At 60.4% G+C, this 18,417-nt stretch carries 14 protein-coding genes; 8 read left to right on the forward strand and 6 right to left on the reverse strand.

All coding sequences use genetic code 11. The features are described 5' to 3' along the window. Positions 1-35 precede the first annotated feature (35 nt). Positions 36-1,235, reverse strand: coding sequence for an OmpA family protein (locus AC13C0_RS13100; protein WP_117618713.1), 1,200 nt, complete (start codon positions 1,233-1,235; stop codon positions 36-38). Positions 1,236-1,395: 160 nt separating this feature from the next. Further along, positions 1,396-3,669: an ATP-dependent helicase gene (locus AC13C0_RS13105; protein ID WP_482954526.1), complete on the reverse strand. Its 2,274-nt coding sequence runs from the start codon at positions 3,667-3,669 to the stop codon at positions 1,396-1,398. Between the two features lie 260 nt (positions 3,670-3,929). On the opposite strand from AC13C0_RS13105, the gene AC13C0_RS13110 reads away from it, so the two are divergent. The 3 genes from AC13C0_RS13110 to AC13C0_RS13120 all read left to right on the forward strand — a co-directional run bounded on the left by AC13C0_RS13110 (position 3,930) and on the right by AC13C0_RS13120 (position 7,030). After that, on the forward strand, positions 3,930-4,301 hold the full coding sequence (locus tag AC13C0_RS13110; RefSeq protein ID WP_227539263.1) for a DUF2237 family protein: 372 nt from the start codon (positions 3,930-3,932) through the stop codon (positions 4,299-4,301). Beyond that, positions 4,301-6,460, forward strand: a complete 2,160-nt coding sequence (locus AC13C0_RS13115; protein ID WP_341580802.1) for a tRNA(Met) cytidine acetyltransferase TmcA — start codon at positions 4,301-4,303, stop codon at positions 6,458-6,460. The genes AC13C0_RS13110 and AC13C0_RS13115 overlap by 1 nt, the downstream gene beginning before the upstream one ends. A 72-nt stretch (positions 6,461-6,532) precedes the next feature. After that, positions 6,533-7,030 carry an ankyrin repeat domain-containing protein gene (locus tag AC13C0_RS13120; RefSeq protein WP_341580801.1) on the forward strand — a complete coding sequence of 166 codons (498 nt, stop codon included), beginning with the start codon at positions 6,533-6,535 and terminating at the stop codon, positions 7,028-7,030. Positions 7,031-7,046: 16 nt separating this feature from the next. On the opposite strand, the gene AC13C0_RS13125 is transcribed toward AC13C0_RS13120, so the two are convergent. Continuing rightward, positions 7,047-8,150, reverse strand: coding sequence for an enoyl-CoA hydratase/isomerase family protein (locus AC13C0_RS13125; RefSeq protein ID WP_482954527.1), 1,104 nt, complete (start codon positions 8,148-8,150; stop codon positions 7,047-7,049). A gap of 219 nt (positions 8,151-8,369) precedes the next feature. Between AC13C0_RS13125 and AC13C0_RS13130 the strand changes: the two genes are divergently transcribed. Then, positions 8,370-8,705, forward strand: a complete 336-nt coding sequence (locus tag AC13C0_RS13130) for a c-type cytochrome (RefSeq protein ID WP_482954543.1) — start codon at positions 8,370-8,372, stop codon at positions 8,703-8,705. 26 nt (positions 8,706-8,731) lie between these two features. On the opposite strand, the gene ppnN is transcribed toward AC13C0_RS13130, so the two are convergent. Beyond that, positions 8,732-10,114 carry a nucleotide 5'-monophosphate nucleosidase PpnN gene (ppnN, locus tag AC13C0_RS13135; protein WP_482954528.1) on the reverse strand — a complete coding sequence of 461 codons (1,383 nt, stop codon included), beginning with the start codon at positions 10,112-10,114 and terminating at the stop codon, positions 8,732-8,734. Positions 10,115-10,224: 110 nt separating this feature from the next. Between ppnN and thiI the strand changes: the two genes are divergently transcribed. Next, positions 10,225-11,679 (forward strand): tRNA uracil 4-sulfurtransferase ThiI, encoded by a 1,455-nt coding sequence (gene thiI, locus AC13C0_RS13140; RefSeq protein ID WP_482954529.1) that lies wholly within the window; start codon positions 10,225-10,227, stop codon positions 11,677-11,679. Positions 11,680-11,683: 4 nt separating this feature from the next. Here the strand turns inward: thiI and AC13C0_RS13145 are convergent, their stop codons facing one another. Next, a complete protein-coding gene (locus AC13C0_RS13145; RefSeq protein ID WP_117618705.1) occupies positions 11,684-12,697 on the reverse strand; it encodes a histone deacetylase family protein in 1,014 nt (337 codons plus the stop codon). A 171-nt stretch (positions 12,698-12,868) separates the two neighbouring features. Between AC13C0_RS13145 and AC13C0_RS13150 the strand changes: the two genes are divergently transcribed. The 3 genes from AC13C0_RS13150 (at position 12,869) to AC13C0_RS13160 (ending at position 17,306) form a co-directional block, all read left to right on the forward strand. Next, positions 12,869-14,320: an NAD-dependent succinate-semialdehyde dehydrogenase gene (locus AC13C0_RS13150; RefSeq protein ID WP_117618704.1), complete on the forward strand. Its 1,452-nt coding sequence runs from the start codon at positions 12,869-12,871 to the stop codon at positions 14,318-14,320. 241 nt (positions 14,321-14,561) lie between these two features. After that, positions 14,562-16,727 (forward strand): DNA helicase II, encoded by a 2,166-nt coding sequence (uvrD, locus tag AC13C0_RS13155; RefSeq protein ID WP_482954530.1) that lies wholly within the window; start codon positions 14,562-14,564, stop codon positions 16,725-16,727. Between the two features lie 39 nt (positions 16,728-16,766). Continuing rightward, a complete protein-coding gene (locus tag AC13C0_RS13160; protein ID WP_482954531.1) occupies positions 16,767-17,306 on the forward strand; it encodes a manganese efflux pump MntP in 540 nt (179 codons plus the stop codon). 95 nt (positions 17,307-17,401) lie between these two features. On the opposite strand, the gene AC13C0_RS13165 is transcribed toward AC13C0_RS13160, so the two are convergent. Next, positions 17,402-18,202 carry an undecaprenyl-diphosphate phosphatase gene (locus AC13C0_RS13165; protein WP_117618701.1) on the reverse strand — a complete coding sequence of 267 codons (801 nt, stop codon included), beginning with the start codon at positions 18,200-18,202 and terminating at the stop codon, positions 17,402-17,404. Positions 18,203-18,417 lie beyond the last annotated feature (215 nt).

The raw sequence follows: 18,417 nt of genomic DNA on the forward strand, positions 1-18,417 counted from the left end.
GCGCCTTTTCCATCCACTAAGATTTCGACCGGTACTTAACGGCGAATCTGAATACGCGCCTCTACCCGACGGTTAGCGGCACGGCCATCCACAGTGTCGTTGGAAGCGATCGGGGCCTCTTCACCATAACCTACGGCGTTTACCCGGGACGGATCAACACCCAGAGGTCCGGTCAGGCGGCCGGCAACGGCTTCAGCCCGGCGCTGGGAAAGCGCACGGTTGTAGTCGGCAGTACCGCGGCTGTCGGAATGGCCGGCAATTTCCACGATGGTTTCAGGGTTTGCCTTCAGGAAATCGGCCACCCGGCGGATCTCTGAATCGAAGGCATTACCGATAACAGAGCTGTTGGTCGGGAACTGTACTTCGATGGTGAAGGTCTCGATAGTCTCGACGACACCCTCACAACCGGTCTCGTCAACTTCGGCGCCGGCGGCAGTGTTCGGGCACAGGTCCTGGCTGTTGACGATGCCGTCGTTATCACTGTCCAGTTCGCAACCACGGCTGTCCACCTCGGCACCGGGAGGCGTGTTCGGGCAATCGTCGCGACTATCGACAACGCCATCGCGATCGGCATCCGGTTCACAGCCGGTGCTGTCAACGGTCGTGCCTGCGGGCGTGCCCGGGCACTGATCCCGGGAATCGGGAACACCGTCACCGTCGGAATCCACGGGTTCAGGAGCTGCCTGGGCAATGGTCCGGGTAAAGGCAAAGCTGATCCCCAGAGAAACCTGGGTATCGAAGGTACTTTCATCAATGCCGTGGAACTCACGGAGGTCTCCGCGCAAAGAAACCGTGTCACTGACGTTGTAGCGGAAACCGGTACCCACGTTGACCCGGGTTTCATCGTGATTGCTGCCGGCCGTTCGTACGCCGCTTGTATCAGTGCCGAAATCTGCATAGCCGGCACCGAGGGACACATACGGGTTCCAGGCTTCGTCCGGACCTGCAAAGTAATAGGTGCCATCCACCCGTACTTCCTCAAACTCCGACTCGCCGGGTACGTACTTGCGGTCAGCATCGGCTCTGGAGTACAGCGCTTCCACGGACCAGTGGGGCTGGAAGCGGTATTCCACGCCGACACCCAAAGTGCCGGTTTCGCTCAGATCACGCTTGTCGTCAAACAGCTGAAAGCCGGCAAACGGGTTGATGTAGACGGTTTCCTGGCGATCGGCCAGGGCCGGGGTTGCCAGAACAGTGGCCAGGGCGGCCACGGTAACCGGACGCATGATGTTCATGCAGAACCTCCTGTTCATTGTCGTTGTGGTACCACACTTTCCCATGAAAAGTGCTTGTATACTCGGAATTTAGGCCAGTAGGCCAAAAAAGACAAAATAATGATACAAGTTGTTACGTCAGCAACTGTACCTGGCTGACGTTTACGTGCCGGAAGTCGGTTCAGACCAGAGCAGTGAAATACAGGTGCGCACTTTTCTTGCTGAAATTCAGGGTTTCACCATTGTCGAAATGCACCTCAAACGAGCTTTCATCCTCGGCAACCACGGAGCCGGTGCCAAAAATCGCGTGGCTCAGGCGCCTGTGGTGCCAGAGCGGTTCCGTCGAACTCGCCGATTGTGCGGCCTGACCTTCCAGAGTGACGTTCTCCCGGGTGGCATAGCGCTGGCTGACCGGCGTAAGAGGGGCGGTCAGCCGGATAGTGCCGGTTCCGGCCGGGCTGCGCTCATCGAGCCATCGCCCGAATTCCCCGGCCAGCTCGAAACAGCACTCCCCCACAAACCGGCTGGGGCCCTGATCGCCGTCCAGGTGCGGTTGTGCGCTGGCAGGCCGGGTGATCAGGTGAAGGTGCTGGCGGGTACGGGTCATGGCCACGTACAGCAGTCGCCGCTCACTTTCCAGAAACCCTCGGGCATCGTCCTGGGGCCGCGGGCTGTAGGGCAGGTACTTTTCCTGCAGGCCGGGAATGATCACCGTGGGCCATTCCAGCCCCTTGGTGCGGTGAATGGTAGACAACAGAACACCATCTTGCTGTTTCGCGCCGGCCTGTTGCTTCAGGGCCTTCAGGTGCGCCAGGGCGCCCTCGGCGGTTACGTCCAGACTTTTCAGGTACTGCCGGAAACCCTGGATAGTATCGATCCGTTCCTCGGCACCTTCATGGGTCAGCGCCAGGCTCCGGATACCCTCATAGAGGTCCGTATGTTCGGCGTAGACGCTGATCAGCCCCGCCACCGGCCCGCCGTAACTGCGCAGCTGCGCGAGTACTTCGCCCAGTTTCCGCAGTTTGCGCGCCGCCATCGGCGCCAGGGCGTCAAAATCCATCGCCAGCAACCGCTCGTGCCAGCCGCTGGAAAAGCCCGAAAGAAACCGCGCCAGCTGCTCCAGCTCCGGCTCTTTCAGGCCAATATGGGGAAACCGCAACAACTGCCGGGCCTGCTCCAGCCGGTCTTCGTCCGGAAGGTTTTCGAGCTTCCCGGTCACCACCATCAACAGCGCAGTAATGGCCTGCACCTCCCGGCTGAACAGGGCGCCCTTGCCGGCATCAATCCGGTAGGGAATCCGCTGTGCCAGCAGCTTCAGCTCGATCGGCACACTCTGGCTCCACACCCGGAACAGAATGGCGGAGCCTGCCAAAGCCGGCTCGGTCTGGTTTTGCAGAATCTGCAACACCGTATCGGCATCGCTCTCCACCCGGTGCAGGGTAATCTCCGTCTGAGGCGTGGACGGGTGGGAATGGCACAGCACATCCTTGCGACCGGTGTTGTGACAGATCAGATGATTCGCCAGCAGGGCCACCCGGTGACCGTAGCGGAAGGTGTAACTCAGCGTCTGCTCCAGCGGGCTCTCGAACTCATCGCTGAAGCGCTTGAGAATAAACTCCGGCCTGGCGCCCCGGAACTCGTAAATCGTCTGGTCCGGATCCCCCACCACCGTCACCCGGGCCCGGTCCCCGGCCACATAGCGCAGCAACAGATGCTGGACCTCATTGGTGTCCTGGTACTCATCCACCAGAATCAGATCCATCTTGTTGCCCACCAGCCGCTGCAACGGCGGATTCTGATGGATCGCCATCACCGGCTCATACAGCATATCCGCATAACTGATCCGCCCCTGGCCCTTACGCCACTGCTCGAAGCTGTGGAACAGATCAATCAGATACCGGTGCTTGTCCGAATACCCCAACTCCTCAAACACAACCTCCGCCGGCGACAGCGTCGTCTTCACCAGGTCAATAAAGCCCGTCGCCGTCTCCACAAAATCCTTCTTGCTCCGCCGGATCTCGTCCGCCAGATCCTCCGGCGCCAGCCGCCGCGTCAGCTGCCAAGCCTGAAAACTGATCTCCTGATCCGTCAGGATCTTCTCCGAAAACCCCGGCAGGTACCCCTCCCGGACAAACCGCCTGTACAAACGCAGCCCCATGGCGTGATAGGTCCGGATCTCCGGCAACGCCAGCCCGCTCTGACCGCCCACCTCCTGCAACTTCCGCTCGAAATCCACCCGGGCACTGCGATTGAACATCAACACCAGCATCCGGTCCGGGTCATGCCCCTGTTCAAGCAGATATCGTATCCGCCACGCCAGCGTCGACGTCTTGCCGCTCCCGGCCACGGCGGTGATCACCGCATGTTCATAGCCGGCAGTAATAATCGCCCGCTGCTCATCGGTGAGATAATCCGGAAGGTTGGGGGTATCAGGGATTTGGGATTCGGTCGGCATGGCCGGTATTGTAACGGGCTGCTGGTAGAGCGGATACCGCTACCGCATAATTGACAAAGTTCGAGGTGTGAGGACGTTAACTCCCAGGTATGACAGCCAGTTGGTGAGGGGCCTTCCAAAACTGTGCGGAGCCATGGATGGCGGAGCCCAAGCGCCACAGGGATGTGCCGCAAGGAGCGTGTTTTGGAAGGCCCCTCACCAACTGGCTGCCCCCAATGTCCCGCTAACTCCAAAGTTAGAAGGCCCAGATAAAGATGCAAATGTCAGAATCCATAAACGTACTAGGCGAAAAACTGGAAACCTGCGGCAAAGACCCGATCACCGGCTTCTACCGTGATGGCTGCTGCAACGTAGGCCCAGATGACTTCGGCCTCCACGCCGTCTGCGCCGTAGTAACCGACGAATTCCTCGAATTCTCCAAAGCCCGTGGCAACGACCTCAGCACCCCCAGACCCGAATTCGGCTTCGAAGGCCTCAAAGCCGGAGACAGCTGGTGCCTGTGCGCCGCCCGCTGGCAGGAAGCCTTCGACGCCGGCTGCGCACCAAGAGTGCGCCTGCGGGCCACCCACCAGGCCGCCCTGGAAAAGTGCGCCCTCGACGACCTCAAGACCCAGGGCACTGACCTCAGCTGATGAGCCATACCGGCATCAACACCGCGCCGTGCACAAAAGCCTGGCGCAACCTCCAGCAAAGCCTCGCTGCCCGCGGCGAACGCCGGCTTGTTTTGCTGGAAGGCACCCGTGATGCCGCGATCCGGTGGCTGGCCGGCTTGCTGCCAGGCCTGGACTTCCAGACCGGCGTCTGGACCGGTCCGGCTGCGGACACTCCCGACAATCGCCTGCCCCGGCTTGCACCATCAGCGGCCCGGAAATGGCTGGGCCGTGAACTCCCGGTGATTGTCTGGGACGGCTGGCAGGGCAATCCGCCGGATGCCTTCGCCGCGCTTTCCGGAGCACTTACCGCGGGCGGTTTGCTGTTCTGGCTGATGCCGCCCCTTGAGCAGTGGCGCCAATTTGCAGATCCGGACTATTCCAGAACTGGCCTGGACCATGAGGGCGGGCACATCTTTGCTGCCCGCATGGCCAGAATTCTGAGGAATCACGAGGCGGCGATCCGAATCACGCCGGACGGTGCGTCCTCCTCGCTTTTACCCTCTCTAACCATTCCGGAGACTGCCTTTACCATTAAAACCACGCCCGATCAGGAACAACTGATCCAGCGTCTGGTTCGCTTTGGCCTCGGCCGCCGACGCCGACCGGTGATCGTGACTGCGGACCGGGGTCGGGGTAAATCCGCGGCCCTGGGTATGGCAGCGGCGCAACTGCTGCAACACGGCAGACAGGACATCCTTGTTTCTGCCCCGTCGGAACAGAGCGTGGAAACCCTGTTTCGACATGCCCGCGAAGCACTGGGGGATCAACTGGCCAGCGCCAGATCCGGGGAACTGACGACCCGCGGCGGAGGGCGCCTCAGGTACCTCCCGATCCGGGAACTGCTGGCCTCGCGCCCGGAGGCCGAGGTGGTCATGGTGGATGAGGCCGCCGCCATTCCCGCCCCCCTGCTCAAGGCCGTTCTCCTGGGCTGGCCCCGGGTGGCGTTTTCCACCACGGTTCACGGCTATGAGGGGGCAGGAAGGGGGTTTTCCATACGTTTCCGTCAGGTGCTGGAGCAGTCAGCGCCCCACTGGCAATCCCTCAGCCTGACCGAGCCGGTGCGCTGGGCCCAGGGCGATCCGCTGGAAGCCCTGGTCTCAGAATTGTTCATGCTGGCGGCGGACGGTGGTGGTAAATCCCCAGGTCCTGCTGCCAGTTCGGACGAACTGATCATTCAGCCGTGGCAGCCGGCAGAGGCACATGATCCGGAGCTGTCTGATGCCTTCGGCCTGCTGGTGGATGCCCATTACCGGACTGCCCCGGCCGATCTCCGGCAATGGCTGGACGACCCGGCGGCCCGCAGTTGGCGGGCACGAATTGGCGACCAGACGGTGGGCGTGCTCTGGTGTGCACTGGAAGGCGGGCTTGAGCCGGCACTGGCGGAACAGGTCAGCCTCGGTACCCGTCGTATCCGCGGCCATCTGTTGCCCCAGTCACTGGCCAGTCATAGCGGTTATCCGGAAGCAGCCTCTCTGGGGTGTCTCCGGGTGGTCCGTATCGCGGTATCGGACGAGTCGAGGCGGCTGGGTATCGGGAACCGTCTGGTTGAGGCAGCAAAGGCTTTTGCCAGCGAGCAGGGACGGGATTATCTCGGCACCAGTTTTGGTGGTAGCACCGATCTGCTGGCCTTCTGGCAGAGTTGTGGCTTGCAGGTGGTGCGGGCGGGCCTGCAGCAGGAGGCGTCAAGCGGTGAATACCCCTTGCAGATGATCCGGGGTACCAGCCCGGCAGGCTCGGAATTGGCGGAGCGTATCCGTCAGCGGCTGGGAGGGCACTGGCTGACGCTGGTGCCGGCAAACTGGCCGGAGTTTGAACCGCGGTTGCTCGCCGGCATCAGCGCCGATCTGCCACCGGGGCCGCCGCCCGATAACGACGACCTGCGGGATTTGCACAACTTCGCCAACGGTCATCGGGGATTCCAGATGACCGTCCCGGTGTTGCGGAAACTGAGCCGGACACCGGGGATCATGGCGTGGCTGGCAGATCAGGAGCCACTGGCCTTGTGGTGTCGGGCGGTACTCCAGGGCCGGCCATGGTCCTCACTTCAGGCTGAGAAGCTTTGCCGGGGGCAAAAGGATGGCGAAGACCGTTTGCGGCAACTGGTTCACGATCTTATGGAAAACGGGCCGGAGTTGTGAACCGCTCGATTTAATTCCCGGCGTTGGCTGCCCAGAATAGGCGCACCTATCCTTCCACCGAGATTGTTTGTTATGGCCAAGGGAACCGGCTCTCCCCGCTCTTTGCTGATTTTGCTCACGCTGTTCACTTTTTTATCTGCCTGCGCTTCCCAAAGCCAGCCGGTAAATCTCACCCAGCAGGCCCTGGCCGAGGCCGATGTGCTTCTGGTTTCAGCCGCCGGTAATGGCGAAAAAAGGCGTGTACAGTTGTTGCTGTCGGCCGGTGCCAATGTGAACACCAGCGATCGTGAGGGCTATACCCCGGTGATGCGCGCCGCTGAGAACGGGCATCTGTCTGTGGTCAAGGTGTTGCTGTCGGCCGGTGCCAATGTCAATGTCAGCCAGGGTGGAGAATCCCTGCTCATGAAGATTGTCGCCAGGGGTGATTTGCTGACGGCTGAAATGCTGGTGGCCGCCGGCGCCGATGTGAATTACCGGGCTGACAGCGGCAAGACGGCGCTGGACATTGCCCGCGCCACCAACAACCGGGATCTGGAGATGCTGCTGGTACAGGCGGGCGCTACGCTCTAGTCGATGTCCCGCAGGACTATTCCAGCCCCATCGGATCGGTTTCATCGTTCCATTCCGGCATGAAATGGGCCGCAACCACCTCCTCGGGCACATCGGCAATCCGCTCATAGGACCACCGTGGGTTGCGGTCCTTGTCGATGGCCAGGGCCCGGATGCCCTCTTTCAGATCAGGTCTGCGGGTGCACTCCGATGCCATCGCCAGCTCCATCCGGAAAATATCCCTGAGTGACATCTGCTGGGCCTTCTTCAGCTGTGTCCACACCAGCCATGCCGACACCGGGCAGCCAGTCCTGAGGGTTTTCATACAGGTATTCCACCACTCACTGCCGACCTCTGCCGACAACAGCTGATCGACGATCTCCGGCAGTTCGTCGCCGGAACTCAGCCGGGCGATGTATTGCTCATGCTGCTCCAACTGGCTGACCGGCAGCGCCCGGTAATCGGGGGTCTGGACCCGGCTGAGCAGCCGGAACAGGCGGTTGTCATTGGCGGCGGCCTTGCCGGTCCAGCGTTCTTCCTGTAGCCGCGCCATCAGGTTGTCACGGTCCTCCGGCCGGATTGCCAGATCGGCGAGGCCGACGCGGAGGGTGTCCGTGGCATTCAGGCGAGCGCCGGTCAATCCCATGAACAGGCCGAGGCGTCCGGGAAGCCGGTTCAGAAACCAGCTGGCGCCCACGTCCGGGAACAGGCCAATGGCGATTTCCGGCATGGCCAGCGTAATGTCCGGAGTAACCAGACGATAACGGCAGCCGGAAAACAGGCCAAGGCCGCCGCCCATAACCACGCCCTGGGCAATGCCAACCACCGGTTTCGGGAAGCGGTGAAGGCTGTAATCCAGCCGGTATTCGCGGGTAAAGAAGCGGGCCGGCTTTTCGGGATCGGTGGGATCAATGATGGCATCGTAGAGCTGCCGGATATCCCCGCCGGCACAGAACGCCCGGTTACCGGTGCCCTGCAGGACAACAAGGCAGATCCGGTCGTCCCCGGCCCAGCGGTCCAGGGTGCTCTGGGCCTGCTCAATCATGCTGTCGGAAAGCGCATTGAGGGTGCCGGGTGAATTCAGTGTCAGCAGGCCGATGTGGCCTTCGCGACAGGCAAGTTCCTGGGCCTCTACAGACATTGAGGGTATCTCCGGAAAATGAAAATAATCCTTGGCACGGAATCGGTCGTACTGTCACCTAAATAGCCAGGACAGGTAAAGAGGACCAACGTCGGAGGAAGGCCCTTGATCTATCACATTTGAGGTTCCGGGGCTCTGTGCTATAAATGCTAGTCAGTTTACCGTCCGGTTCAAGGTGCCGGTCGAAAATCCGAAAACGATGATGAGAGGGTAATGGCAATGAATCTGAAACACTACGCTATTGTGGGAATCTTTGCGTTCAGCGCTGCAGTTCCTGCTGTGGTTTCTGCGGCAGACGCCGCGGCAGGCAAGGCCAAGGCGGCAGTCTGTGCTGCGTGTCACGGCCAGAACGGCCTGGCACAGATCCCGACCTATCCGAACCTGGCGGGCCAGAACGAGCAATACCTTGTCTCGGCACTGAAGGCCTACAAGAACAAGGAACGCTCTGGTGGTCAGGCGGCCATTATGCAGGGCCAGGCTGCGGCCCTGAGCGATACGGACATCGCAAACCTGGCGGCATACTTCTCCAGCCTGCCGTCGGACGGCGGCAAGTAAGCCATCTGCCGCGTCAGCGGTGCGGCTCAGGCCGCCCCGCTGACAATCCGATAGCTGGGTCGATAGGCCGAAGAGCCCGGCAACTTCATCCGGTTCTGCGCCACGAATTGTTCCAGCATCGCTTCAAGTGGCTTGATCAGGCTCGGGTCGCCGGCAATTTCGAACGGTCCCTTCTCCTGAACCTGACGGATTCCTCCCTCCTTGACGTTCCCGGCAACGATACCGCTGAAAGCCTTACGCAGATTGGCGGCAATCAGATGTACCGGTTGGTCCCGGTGCAGCTCAAGGGCGCGCATGTTGTCGTGATTCGGCTCGAAGGGTAACTGGAACACCGGGTCGATTTTCAGCATCCAGTTGAAATAATAGGCGTCCTGCATGGCGCGCCGGAAGGTTTCCACCTCCTTCATGCCTGTTTTCATGGTCTGCGCCACACGCACCGGATCGTCGATGATGATTTCATACTTGCTCGCCGCTTCATCGCCCAGGGCGTGGCGGATGAACTTGTCGATCATCTCGAAATATTCGGCATTCTCCTGCTGGCCGGTGAACACCACCGGGAAGGGCAGGTCGGCGTTGTCCGGGTGCAGCAGGATGCCCAGCAGGTAGAGAATTTCCTCGGCGGTGCCGACACCGCCCGGGAACACAATCACTCCGTGGCCACAGCGGACAAACGCCTCCAGACGTTTCTCGATGTCCGGCATGATCACCAGTTCGTTGACGATGGGGTTCGGCGCCTCTGCCCCAATGATCCCGGGCTCGGTGATGCCAATATAGCGGCCGTTTTTTACCCGCTGCTTGGCATGGCCGATGGTGGCACCCTTCATCGGACCCTTCATGGCGCCTGGCCCGCAACCGGTGCAGATGCTCAGGGCTCTCAGGCCCAACTGATGGCCCACTTCCTTGCTGTACTGGTATTCCGCGTGGCTGATGGAGTGGCCGCCCCAGCAAACGACAAGATCCGGCTGCCGCCCCGCCTGCATGACGCGGGCGTTCCGCAGGATGTGGAATACGTAATTGGTGAGGTCTTCAGGATCGTCCCGGCGAAAACCGGCGGCGGACTGGGGGATCGAGTGTGAATAGATAATATCCCTCAGAACGGAAAACAGATGCTCCCGGATTGCCCTGAGCATCTGGCCGTCGACAAAGGCGTGGGCAGGGGCATTGATCAGCTCCAGCTTCAGGCCACGTGGTTGCGGTACCAGCCGGACGTCAAACTCCGCATGGGATTCCATCAGGGCCTTGCAGTCATCGGTTTCTATGCCGGTGTTCAGAACCGCCAGTGCGCACTGGCGGAACAAGCGATACAGGCCGCCTTCGCTGCGGTCCTTGAGCCGGTTGACCTCGTGATTGGAAAGAATTTCAAGGCTGCCCTCGGGGGAGACCAGGGCATTGATGGTCATTTCCTGCATTAACGGTGAAGCTCCTGAATGTTGCGGCAATGCCTGATTTTGAGGCACGGAGTCAAAACGGTACACTAAGCGCTTTCCCTTTCATACGCCACCCGACAAAATTCCGATTTATGAAACTGTTGATTCGTCCCGCCCCGGAAGTAGCCATCAAAAGCAAGCCCGTCCGCCGCCAACAGATGCGTCATCTGAGGCAGAACATACGCAAGCTCCTTGTCCGGGTGGATCCGGAAATCCGGGTGGAAGGCAGCTGGGACCGGGTCGACGTGGAGGTGCCGGATGGTCGCCGTCTGTCCGGCCCGGTAGTTGAAGCGCTTCTGCGCATTCCGGGCATCTCCACCATCCAGGAAATCGGGGCGTTTCCGCTTGTCAGCCTTGAGGATGTTGCCGAAAAGGCCGTTGAGGCCTTCTCCGGGCGCCTGAATGGCAAGACCTTCGCAGTCAGGGCCCGTCGCCATGGCGAGCACAGCTTCCGCTCCATTGACCTGGAGCGGATGGTCGGCGCTGCACTCATGCAGGCATCCGGCGCCACCGGGGTTGATCTGAAGTCACCCCAGGTTGAGGTGCGCATCGAAGTTCAGGGCGATCAGTTCCATATTGCCCACCGCAAGCATCGGGGCCTGGGTGGCTACCCGCTGGGCAGTGTCGAGAACGTTCTGACCCTGATCTCGGGTGGTTACGACTCCTCGGTCGCGGCCTACCTGATGATGCGGCGGGGGCTTCGCAATCACTTTCTGTTTTTCAGTCTGGGTGGTACCGCCCACGAAGTTGGCGTGCGCCAGGTGGTGCATTACCTCTGGGACCGCTACGGCGCCTCCCACAGCGCCAAGTTTATCGCCGTGCCGTTTGAGGGTGTGGTGGCCGAGATCATGCGTTCGGTCAGCCAGCGACACTGGGGTGTGGTACTGAAGCGGCAGATGCTGGTGGCCGCAGCCGAGATTGCCCGGAAGAACAATGCCATTGGCCTGGTGACCGGCGATGCCGTGGCCCAGGTGTCCAGTCAGACCCTGAGCAATCTGAATGTAGTGGACCGTGCCACTGACGAAGTGGTCCTGCGCCCGCTGGTGTCCATGGACAAGGAATCCATCATCCGGATTGCCCGGGAAATTGGCACCGAATCCTACGCCCGCACCATGCCGGAATACTGCGGCGTTATCTCCCGGAAGCCTGCAACCCGCGCCAAACTGCACCGGGTGGAAGAAGATGAAGCCCAGATGAACGCGGCCGTTCTGGCGAATGCCATTGACGCCCGGGAGGAAACCCCGGTAAACCGCCTGCTGGAAACGACCGTTACGCCGGAGGAGGTCGAGCTGGTGCAGACGCCGGCAGTGGATGACGTGATTATCGACGTGCGCCATCCCTCAGAGGGGGAGCAGGCACCCCTGGAACTGACCAGCAATGAAATCCTGCAGATTCCGTTCTACGAACTTAACCGGCAGATGGCGGACCTGCCGGGGAATCGACAGTATCTGCTGTACTGCGATCGCGGCACCATGAGCCGCATGCACGCGGGGCACCTGAAAGCCGAAGGGCACGAAAACGTGAAGGTTTACGCGCCCGCCGTCTGAAATTTCAGCCCTCCAGGCCTTTGAAGAACTGCTGGACATTCTCGCTGAGCGTGTCCAGATCATAGCCCCCTTCCTGAACCACCAGCGTCGGCAGCCCCAGCTTTCGCACGTGGGTACTGAGCTTGCAGAAGCCTTCTGACGACACAGATACCTTGGCCTGGGGGTCGTTCTTGTAGATATCAAAGCCAAGGGCGAGGATCAGGGCATCCGGCTGGAACAGTTTGATGGCGGTCAGGGCTTCGTCCAGCTTCGCAAAGAAATCGTCCTCGGATGAACCGTGGGGCATTGGCATATTGATGTTGTAACCGAAGCCTTCGCCTTCGCCCCGCTCGGTCCCGAAGCCGGTGACCACCGGATAGAAATTGGTGGGGTCGCCGTGGATCGAGATATAGAGCACGTCGCTGCGATCGTAGAAGATCTCCTGAATGCCTTGGCCGTGGTGCATGTCGGTATCGAGAATCACGATCTTCGGGAACCGGGTTTTCATGTGCTCGGCGGCAATGGCGGCATTGTTCAGGTAGCAGAAGCCGCCTGCGGCATCCCTCCGCGCGTGATGGCCGGGTGGGCGACACACGGCGTAGGAGGTACGATCACCCGCAATCAGGGCATCGGCCGCTCCGAGGGCACTTTGGGCGGACCAGTAGGCGGCATGCCAGGTATGCTCGCCAATCGGACAGCTGCCATCGGCCTGGTAACGGGCTGCTTCGGCGAGAATGCCGGTCAGGTGATTGGGAGCGCGGACGAATATATTGGAGATGACCTCGTCGCCCCAGTCATCCATCTGTTTCCAGCGACGATGGGCGGATTCCAGAAAGCGGAGGTAACCCAGATCGTGAACCTTCGAGATTGGGCCGGCGCCCTGATCCGCCGGCTGAAGCACTGACACGCCCATCTCCTTCAGGCCATCCAGCATCTGCCCGGTACGATCCGGCACTTCCTGGGGCTGACGCATCTGGCCCCGGGTAAAGTAAGTCTGTGGAATGTGCTGGTCCTGTGCGGGATGGAAAAATGCTTTCATTGTCCGGCCTCCTGAATGTCTGGTTCTCCGAGTATAGGCACAGTCGGAGGATGATCAATAGTCCGCCCTTGACTTTACAGGCTGCGCTACAACACTCACTATGAAAGACCTAAGCTACTGACGCAATGCCGTCCCGTAAGGGACGCCGCCAACTACCGAAAAGGAGCCAAGATGATCGAGTCACCCCTGTTGAAAAAGATGACTGGCTACATTGGCGGTCGCTGGACAGACAACGCCGACGGCAACACCTTTGATGTCTACAATCCCGCCACCGGTAAAGTCATCGCGCAAGTGCCGTCAATGCCGGAGCAGGACATTCTGGCGGCCGTGGCCGCCGGCAAGTCGGCCCTGAAACTGACCAGTCCCTACCCGATCGAAACCCGCCGAAAATGGCTGGAAGACATCCGGGATGCGCTCAAGGCCAATAAGGAAGAGGTTGGTCGGATTCTGTGCATGGAGCACGGCAAACCGCTGCAGGAAGCCCAGGGCGAAGTGGATTACGCCGCAGGCTTCTTCGATTACTGCTCGAAGCACATCCAGGCCCTGGATGCCCACACCATCCCGGAAAAGCCGAAAGACTGCACCTGGACCGTCCACTACCGGCCGATTGGTGTTACCGGCCTGATCACGCCCTGGAACTTTCCCATCGGCATGATCGCCAAGAAACTCTCTGCAGCCCTGGCAGCAGGCTGCCCGTCGGTGATCAAACCGGCCAGCGAAACCCCGCTGACCATGATTGCCCTGTTCACCCTGATGGACAAACACACCGATTTGCCCGATGGCATGGTTAACCTCGTGATGGGCAAGGCCAGCGTGATCGGCAAGGTGCTGTGCGAAAGCCCGGACGTGCCCATGCTCAGCTTCACCGGCTCCACCGAAGTGGGTCGCAAGCTGATCCTCGATACCGCCGATCAGGTCAAGAAGCTGGCTCTGGAACTGGGTGGCAACGCGCCGTTTATTGTCTTTGACGACGCCGATCTGGACGCCGCCGCCGATAACCTGATCGCCAACAAATTTCGTGGCGGCGGCCAGACCTGCGTCTGTGCCAACCGCATCTTCGTGCACGAGAAAGTGGCCGATGCCTTTGGCCAGAAGCTTGCTGAGCGCGTGAACAGGATGACCGTGGGTGATGGCATCAACGGTGATGTCGATCTCGGCCCGCTGATCAACCAGGCCGGCTTCGACAAAGTGAAGCGTCACCTGGAAGATGCTCTCGACAAAGGCGCGAAACTGGTTGCAGGCAAGCAGCCCGGCGAACTCGACGAGAGTCTGTTCTTCCCGCCCACGGTGGTGCATGGCGTGAACCGGGATATGCTTTGCTATCGGGAAGAAACCTTCGGCCCGCTGGTGCCCATGGCCCTGTTCCGCACGGAAGAAGAGGTCATCGAAGCCGGTAACGATACGGAGTTCGGCCTGGCATCCTATGTGTTCACCAGCGATGCCGAGCGCGCCCAGCGTGTTGCCGCCGGCCTCCGTTTCGGCCACTGCGGCTGGAACACCGGCACCGGCCCGACGCCGGAAGCGCCGTTCGGTGGCATGAAGGCGTCCGGCATCGGCCGGGAGGGCGGCCTTGAAGGGCTATTTGAGTTTGTAGAAGCTCAGACGGTCCCCAGAGGTTTCTGATAGAAAAGCTTTCTCCCAAGCAAGATAAGTACGGGGGCGGGCCCCTGTTCAGGACTGTCTGTGGCCATGGATGGCCACAGCCAAGCGCACATGGATGTGCTCGTAGCGTGTCCTGAACAGGGGCCCGCCCTCGTGCTACGCCTCCGAAAGAAGAGGGCTAACCCAAGCCCAACACAAATCCCGCTTTTCTCCTGTTATACTCACAAACCTGTTTATTTAACCAGTAGCGAACCGATTCTTTATGGACGTCTCCCACATCATCGATCCGTTGAACGATGCCCAGCGCGAAGCTGTCACCGCCCAAAACGACCACCTGCTGGTGCTAGCGGGCGCAGGTAGTGGCAAAACCCGGGTCCTGGTCCACAGGATCGCCTGGTTGATGACCGTGGATCGGGTTCCGCCCACCGGCATCCTGGCGGTGACCTTCACCAACAAGGCCGCCAAGGAAATGCGGTATCGCATCGAGCAGATGATGCAGATTCCTGCCCGCGGCCTCTGGTTCGGAACCTTCCATGGTATTGCCCACCGGCTGTTGCGGTCGCACTGGAAAGACGCCGGCCTGCCGGAGAACTTCCAGGTACTGGACAGCGACGACCAGCTGCGGCTGATCAAGCGGGTGATGCGGGAAAACCAGATTGACGAGAGCAAGTGGCCGCCCAAGCAGGCCCAGTGGTTCATCAACAGCCAGAAGGACGAAGGGCTGCGGGCGGATCATATCCAGGAGAATCCGGGTGATCATTTCCTGTCGATCATGCTGAAAATCTACCGCCAGTACGAAAAGCTCTGTCAGCAGGGTGGTCTGGTGGATTTCGGTGAGCTGCTGCTGCGTTCCCACGAGCTCTGGCTGCATCGGCCGGAGCTTCTGGCCCATTACCAGAGCCGATTCCAGCACATCCTGGTGGACGAGTTCCAGGATACCAACACCATTCAATACGCCTGGCTACAGGTGCTCGCCAGCAATCGGGTGCCAATGACGGTGGTGGGGGACGACGATCAGTCCATCTACGGCTGGCGGGGTGCCAAGGTGGAGAACATCCAGCAGTACCAGCGGGACTTTCCCAATGCCCGGCTGGTGCGTCTGGAGCAGAACTACCGGTCCACACAGATGATTCTGAAAGCGGCCAACGCGGTGATCGCCAACAACCAGGGCCGGCTGGGCAAGGAGCTGTGGACCGACGGCCCGGAGGGTGAACCGATCAGCCTGTACGCGGCCTTCAACGAACAGGACGAAGCCAACTACATCGCCGACAGCATCTCCGCCTGGGTACAGGACGGCAACCTGCGCAGTGAATCGGCGATTCTCTATCGCTCCAACGCCCAGTCCCGGGTGCTGGAAGAATCCCTGATGCGCCAGGGCATTCCCTACCGGGTTTACGGCGGCCTGCGGTTCTACGATCGCCAGGAAATCCGCAATGCGCTGGCGTACCTGCGACTGGTGCAGTACCGGCGCGATGACGCGGCCTTCGAGCGGGTGGTCAACGTGCCGCCCCGGGGCATTGGTGCCAAGAGCCTGGCAGAGCTTCGGGAATACGCCACGGAGCAGGGCATTTCCCTGTGGGAGTCCGCCGAACGGTTGCTGGAAGCCGGGCAGGTGAAAGGCCGGGCCAAAACCGGGCTGCAGTCATTCATTGCCATCATCGAAGGGTTGTCTGAGATGGCAGGCGATGCGTCGTTGCATGGCCTGATGAAGCAGACCATTGAAGACAGTGGACTGAAAGACTATCACGCCAGCGAAAAAGGCGAGAAAGGCCAGGCCCGGGTGGAAAACCTGGAGGAACTGGTCAACGCACTGTCTGATTATGAAGTAGAGGATGGCGTTGATCCCCTGGCGGAATTCATCGCCCAGGCGGCGCTGGACGCCGGGGAATCCCAGGCCGAAGACCATGAAGACAGCGTCCAGCTTATGACCCTTCACTCCGCCAAAGGCCTTGAATTTCCGCTGGTGTTCCTGGCCGGTGTGGAGGAAGGCCTGTTCCCCCACGGCATGTCCCTGGAAGAACCCGGCCGCATGGAAGAAGAACGGCGCCTGGCCTATGTGGGTATTACCCGGGCCATGAAAAAACTGGTGCTCACTTACGCTGAATCCCGCCGCCTGTATGGCCAGGAAAAGTTCAACGCCCTGTCCCGGTTCGTACGGGAGATCCCGGGTGGCTGCCTGCAGGAAGTCCGCTTACGCAACACCGTCACCCGCCCGGCCATGGTTGAGCGGCCAAACCAAAGTCTGTTCGCCCAGGACTCGGCGCAGCAGTCCGGCTTCAGCCTGGGGCAGAGGGTGCGCCATCCGAAGTTCGGCGAGGGTATCGTTATGAATTCAGAGGGAACCGGGCACCATACACGGGTGCAGGTGAACTTTGATGACGGCGCCAAATGGCTGGTGCTGGCCTATGCGCCGCTGGAAGTCTGCTGACAGATCGTTACCCGTTACTGCAACTGGAGCTTGAAGAGCATGATTGAAGTGTTGGTGCTGGCCGTGGCACTGAGTATGGATGCGTTCGCCGTGTCGATTGGCTTGGGTTCCAAGCACAAGAAAAAAGCATCATCGCTCGCCGTCATGGCGGGGCTGTATTTTGGGGTGTTTCAGGGGCTGATGCCACTGATCGGCTACCTGGGCGGTCAGGGTGTGCTTGGCTGGGTTGAGGTCTATGCGCCCTGGATTGCGTTCATCCTGCTGGCGCTTGTTGGTGGCAAGATGATTTATGAGGCATTTTCCGAAGGGGTAGAAGAGGACATCGCAATCATCACCCATCGGGTTATGTTGATGCTGGCCATTGCCACCAGCATTGATGCCATGGCGGCCGGATTTGCCCTGACCCTGCTGGATGTTGCGCCTTTACAGGCTTTCCTGGTTATTGGTGTGGTCACGTTGCTCTTCAGTGTAGCCGGAGTCTATATCGGTACCCGCAGTGGCACCTTCCTTGAGGGCAAAGCGGAATTTGTCGGCGGCGTGGTGATTGTGCTGATCGGGCTCAAGATTCTATTCATGTGAGCCCGGGTATCCACCAGCAGTACCTGTCTCTCAACGATCCTGAAAGCCTTGGCATGCGCAACACGCCGAACGGTTTTATTGCCTCAGGAGGGTGTTTAGCGCATCAGAACCGCATAGATGACGATGGCCAGAATCACCCGGTAAATCACGTACGGCCACATGCCAACCGTGTTGAGCCACTTCAGGAAGAAATGAATGGCGGTTATGGCCATCAGGAAAGAGGTGATGCCGCCGATCAGGAAACCGCTCCAGTCCACGACAACATCCGAGGTTGCCACTTCCAGCAGCTTCACGGCAGATGCCAGCACGATAATCGGAATGGCCAGCAGGAAGGAGAACCGGGAGGCGGTTTCCCGGGTCATGCCCAGGAACAGGCCGGCGGTGATGGTGACGCCGGAGCGGGAGGTGCCGGGCACCAGGGCCATGGCCTGGGCGATGCCGACCAGAAGTGCGTCTTTCCAGTTGAGCTTGTCGAGGGTGCGCTGGCGTGTGGGTAGCCAGTCGGCAATACCCAGCAAAAGGCCGAAGGACAGGGTGGTGAAGAAGATGACTTCCACGGCCCGCAGCTCGTTGTCGATCATGTCCAGCAAGGCCAGGCCAGCCAGACCCGCGGGGATGGTGCCGATGATAAGGTACCAGGCCAGGGCGCCCTGGCCAACGATCTTGCGCCGGCTAACGGAAATCAGCCCGTCTCGGGCGATGCCGAAGACATCCTGCCGGAAATAGAGCACTACGGCCAGCAGGGTTCCGAAATGGACAGACAGGTCGAAGCCCACGCCCTGATCATCCCAGCCAAAGAAAACCGGCGTCAGGATCAGATGGGCCGAGCTGGATATGGGCAGGAATTCGGTCAGTCCCTGGAGAAGGCCAAGGAAAAGGGCCTGGAAAACGTCCATTCGGTAGGTTCCGTTCGGTTCAGTGCGTCAGAAATGTGGGCGCGATATTAGCAGGGTGGGGGGTGGCTGAACAGATGATGCGTTTGATGCCAGCGCCGACTGAACAAGATTTTCCCGGGTACCCACACACATCCCAACAAGCCGGATGTCGAGACAGAAAGATGCCTTCCAGGCTTGTCTGAGCAGGCAAACCCGAACGCTTACCCCCCCCTAAA

The organism is Marinobacter sp. B-21 (genome assembly GCF_056857895.1).

What these genes read in the sequence shown, in the direction of transcription:
- AC13C0_RS13100 (WP_117618713.1), bottom strand. Translation starts at nt 1,235, where the DNA reads ATGAACATCATGCGTCCGGTTACCGTGGCCGCCCTGGCCACTGTTCTG.
- AC13C0_RS13105 (WP_482954526.1), bottom strand. Translation starts at nt 3,669, where the DNA reads ATGCCGACCGAATCCCAAATCCCTGATACCCCCAACCTTCCGGATTAT.
- AC13C0_RS13110 (WP_227539263.1), top strand. Translation starts at nt 3,930, where the DNA reads ATGTCAGAATCCATAAACGTACTAGGCGAAAAACTGGAAACCTGCGGC.
- AC13C0_RS13115 (WP_341580802.1), top strand. Translation starts at nt 4,301, where the DNA reads ATGAGCCATACCGGCATCAACACCGCGCCGTGCACAAAAGCCTGGCGC.
- AC13C0_RS13120 (WP_341580801.1), top strand. Translation starts at nt 6,533, where the DNA reads ATGGCCAAGGGAACCGGCTCTCCCCGCTCTTTGCTGATTTTGCTCACG.
- AC13C0_RS13125 (WP_482954527.1), bottom strand. Translation starts at nt 8,150, where the DNA reads ATGTCTGTAGAGGCCCAGGAACTTGCCTGTCGCGAAGGCCACATCGGC.
- AC13C0_RS13130 (WP_482954543.1), top strand. Translation starts at nt 8,370, where the DNA reads ATGAATCTGAAACACTACGCTATTGTGGGAATCTTTGCGTTCAGCGCT.
- ppnN (WP_482954528.1), bottom strand. Translation starts at nt 10,114, where the DNA reads ATGCAGGAAATGACCATCAATGCCCTGGTCTCCCCCGAGGGCAGCCTT.
- thiI (WP_482954529.1), top strand. Translation starts at nt 10,225, where the DNA reads ATGAAACTGTTGATTCGTCCCGCCCCGGAAGTAGCCATCAAAAGCAAG.
- AC13C0_RS13145 (WP_117618705.1), bottom strand. Translation starts at nt 12,697, where the DNA reads ATGAAAGCATTTTTCCATCCCGCACAGGACCAGCACATTCCACAGACT.
- AC13C0_RS13150 (WP_117618704.1), top strand. Translation starts at nt 12,869, where the DNA reads ATGATCGAGTCACCCCTGTTGAAAAAGATGACTGGCTACATTGGCGGT.
- uvrD (WP_482954530.1), top strand. Translation starts at nt 14,562, where the DNA reads ATGGACGTCTCCCACATCATCGATCCGTTGAACGATGCCCAGCGCGAA.
- AC13C0_RS13160 (WP_482954531.1), top strand. Translation starts at nt 16,767, where the DNA reads ATGATTGAAGTGTTGGTGCTGGCCGTGGCACTGAGTATGGATGCGTTC.
- AC13C0_RS13165 (WP_117618701.1), bottom strand. Translation starts at nt 18,202, where the DNA reads ATGGACGTTTTCCAGGCCCTTTTCCTTGGCCTTCTCCAGGGACTGACC.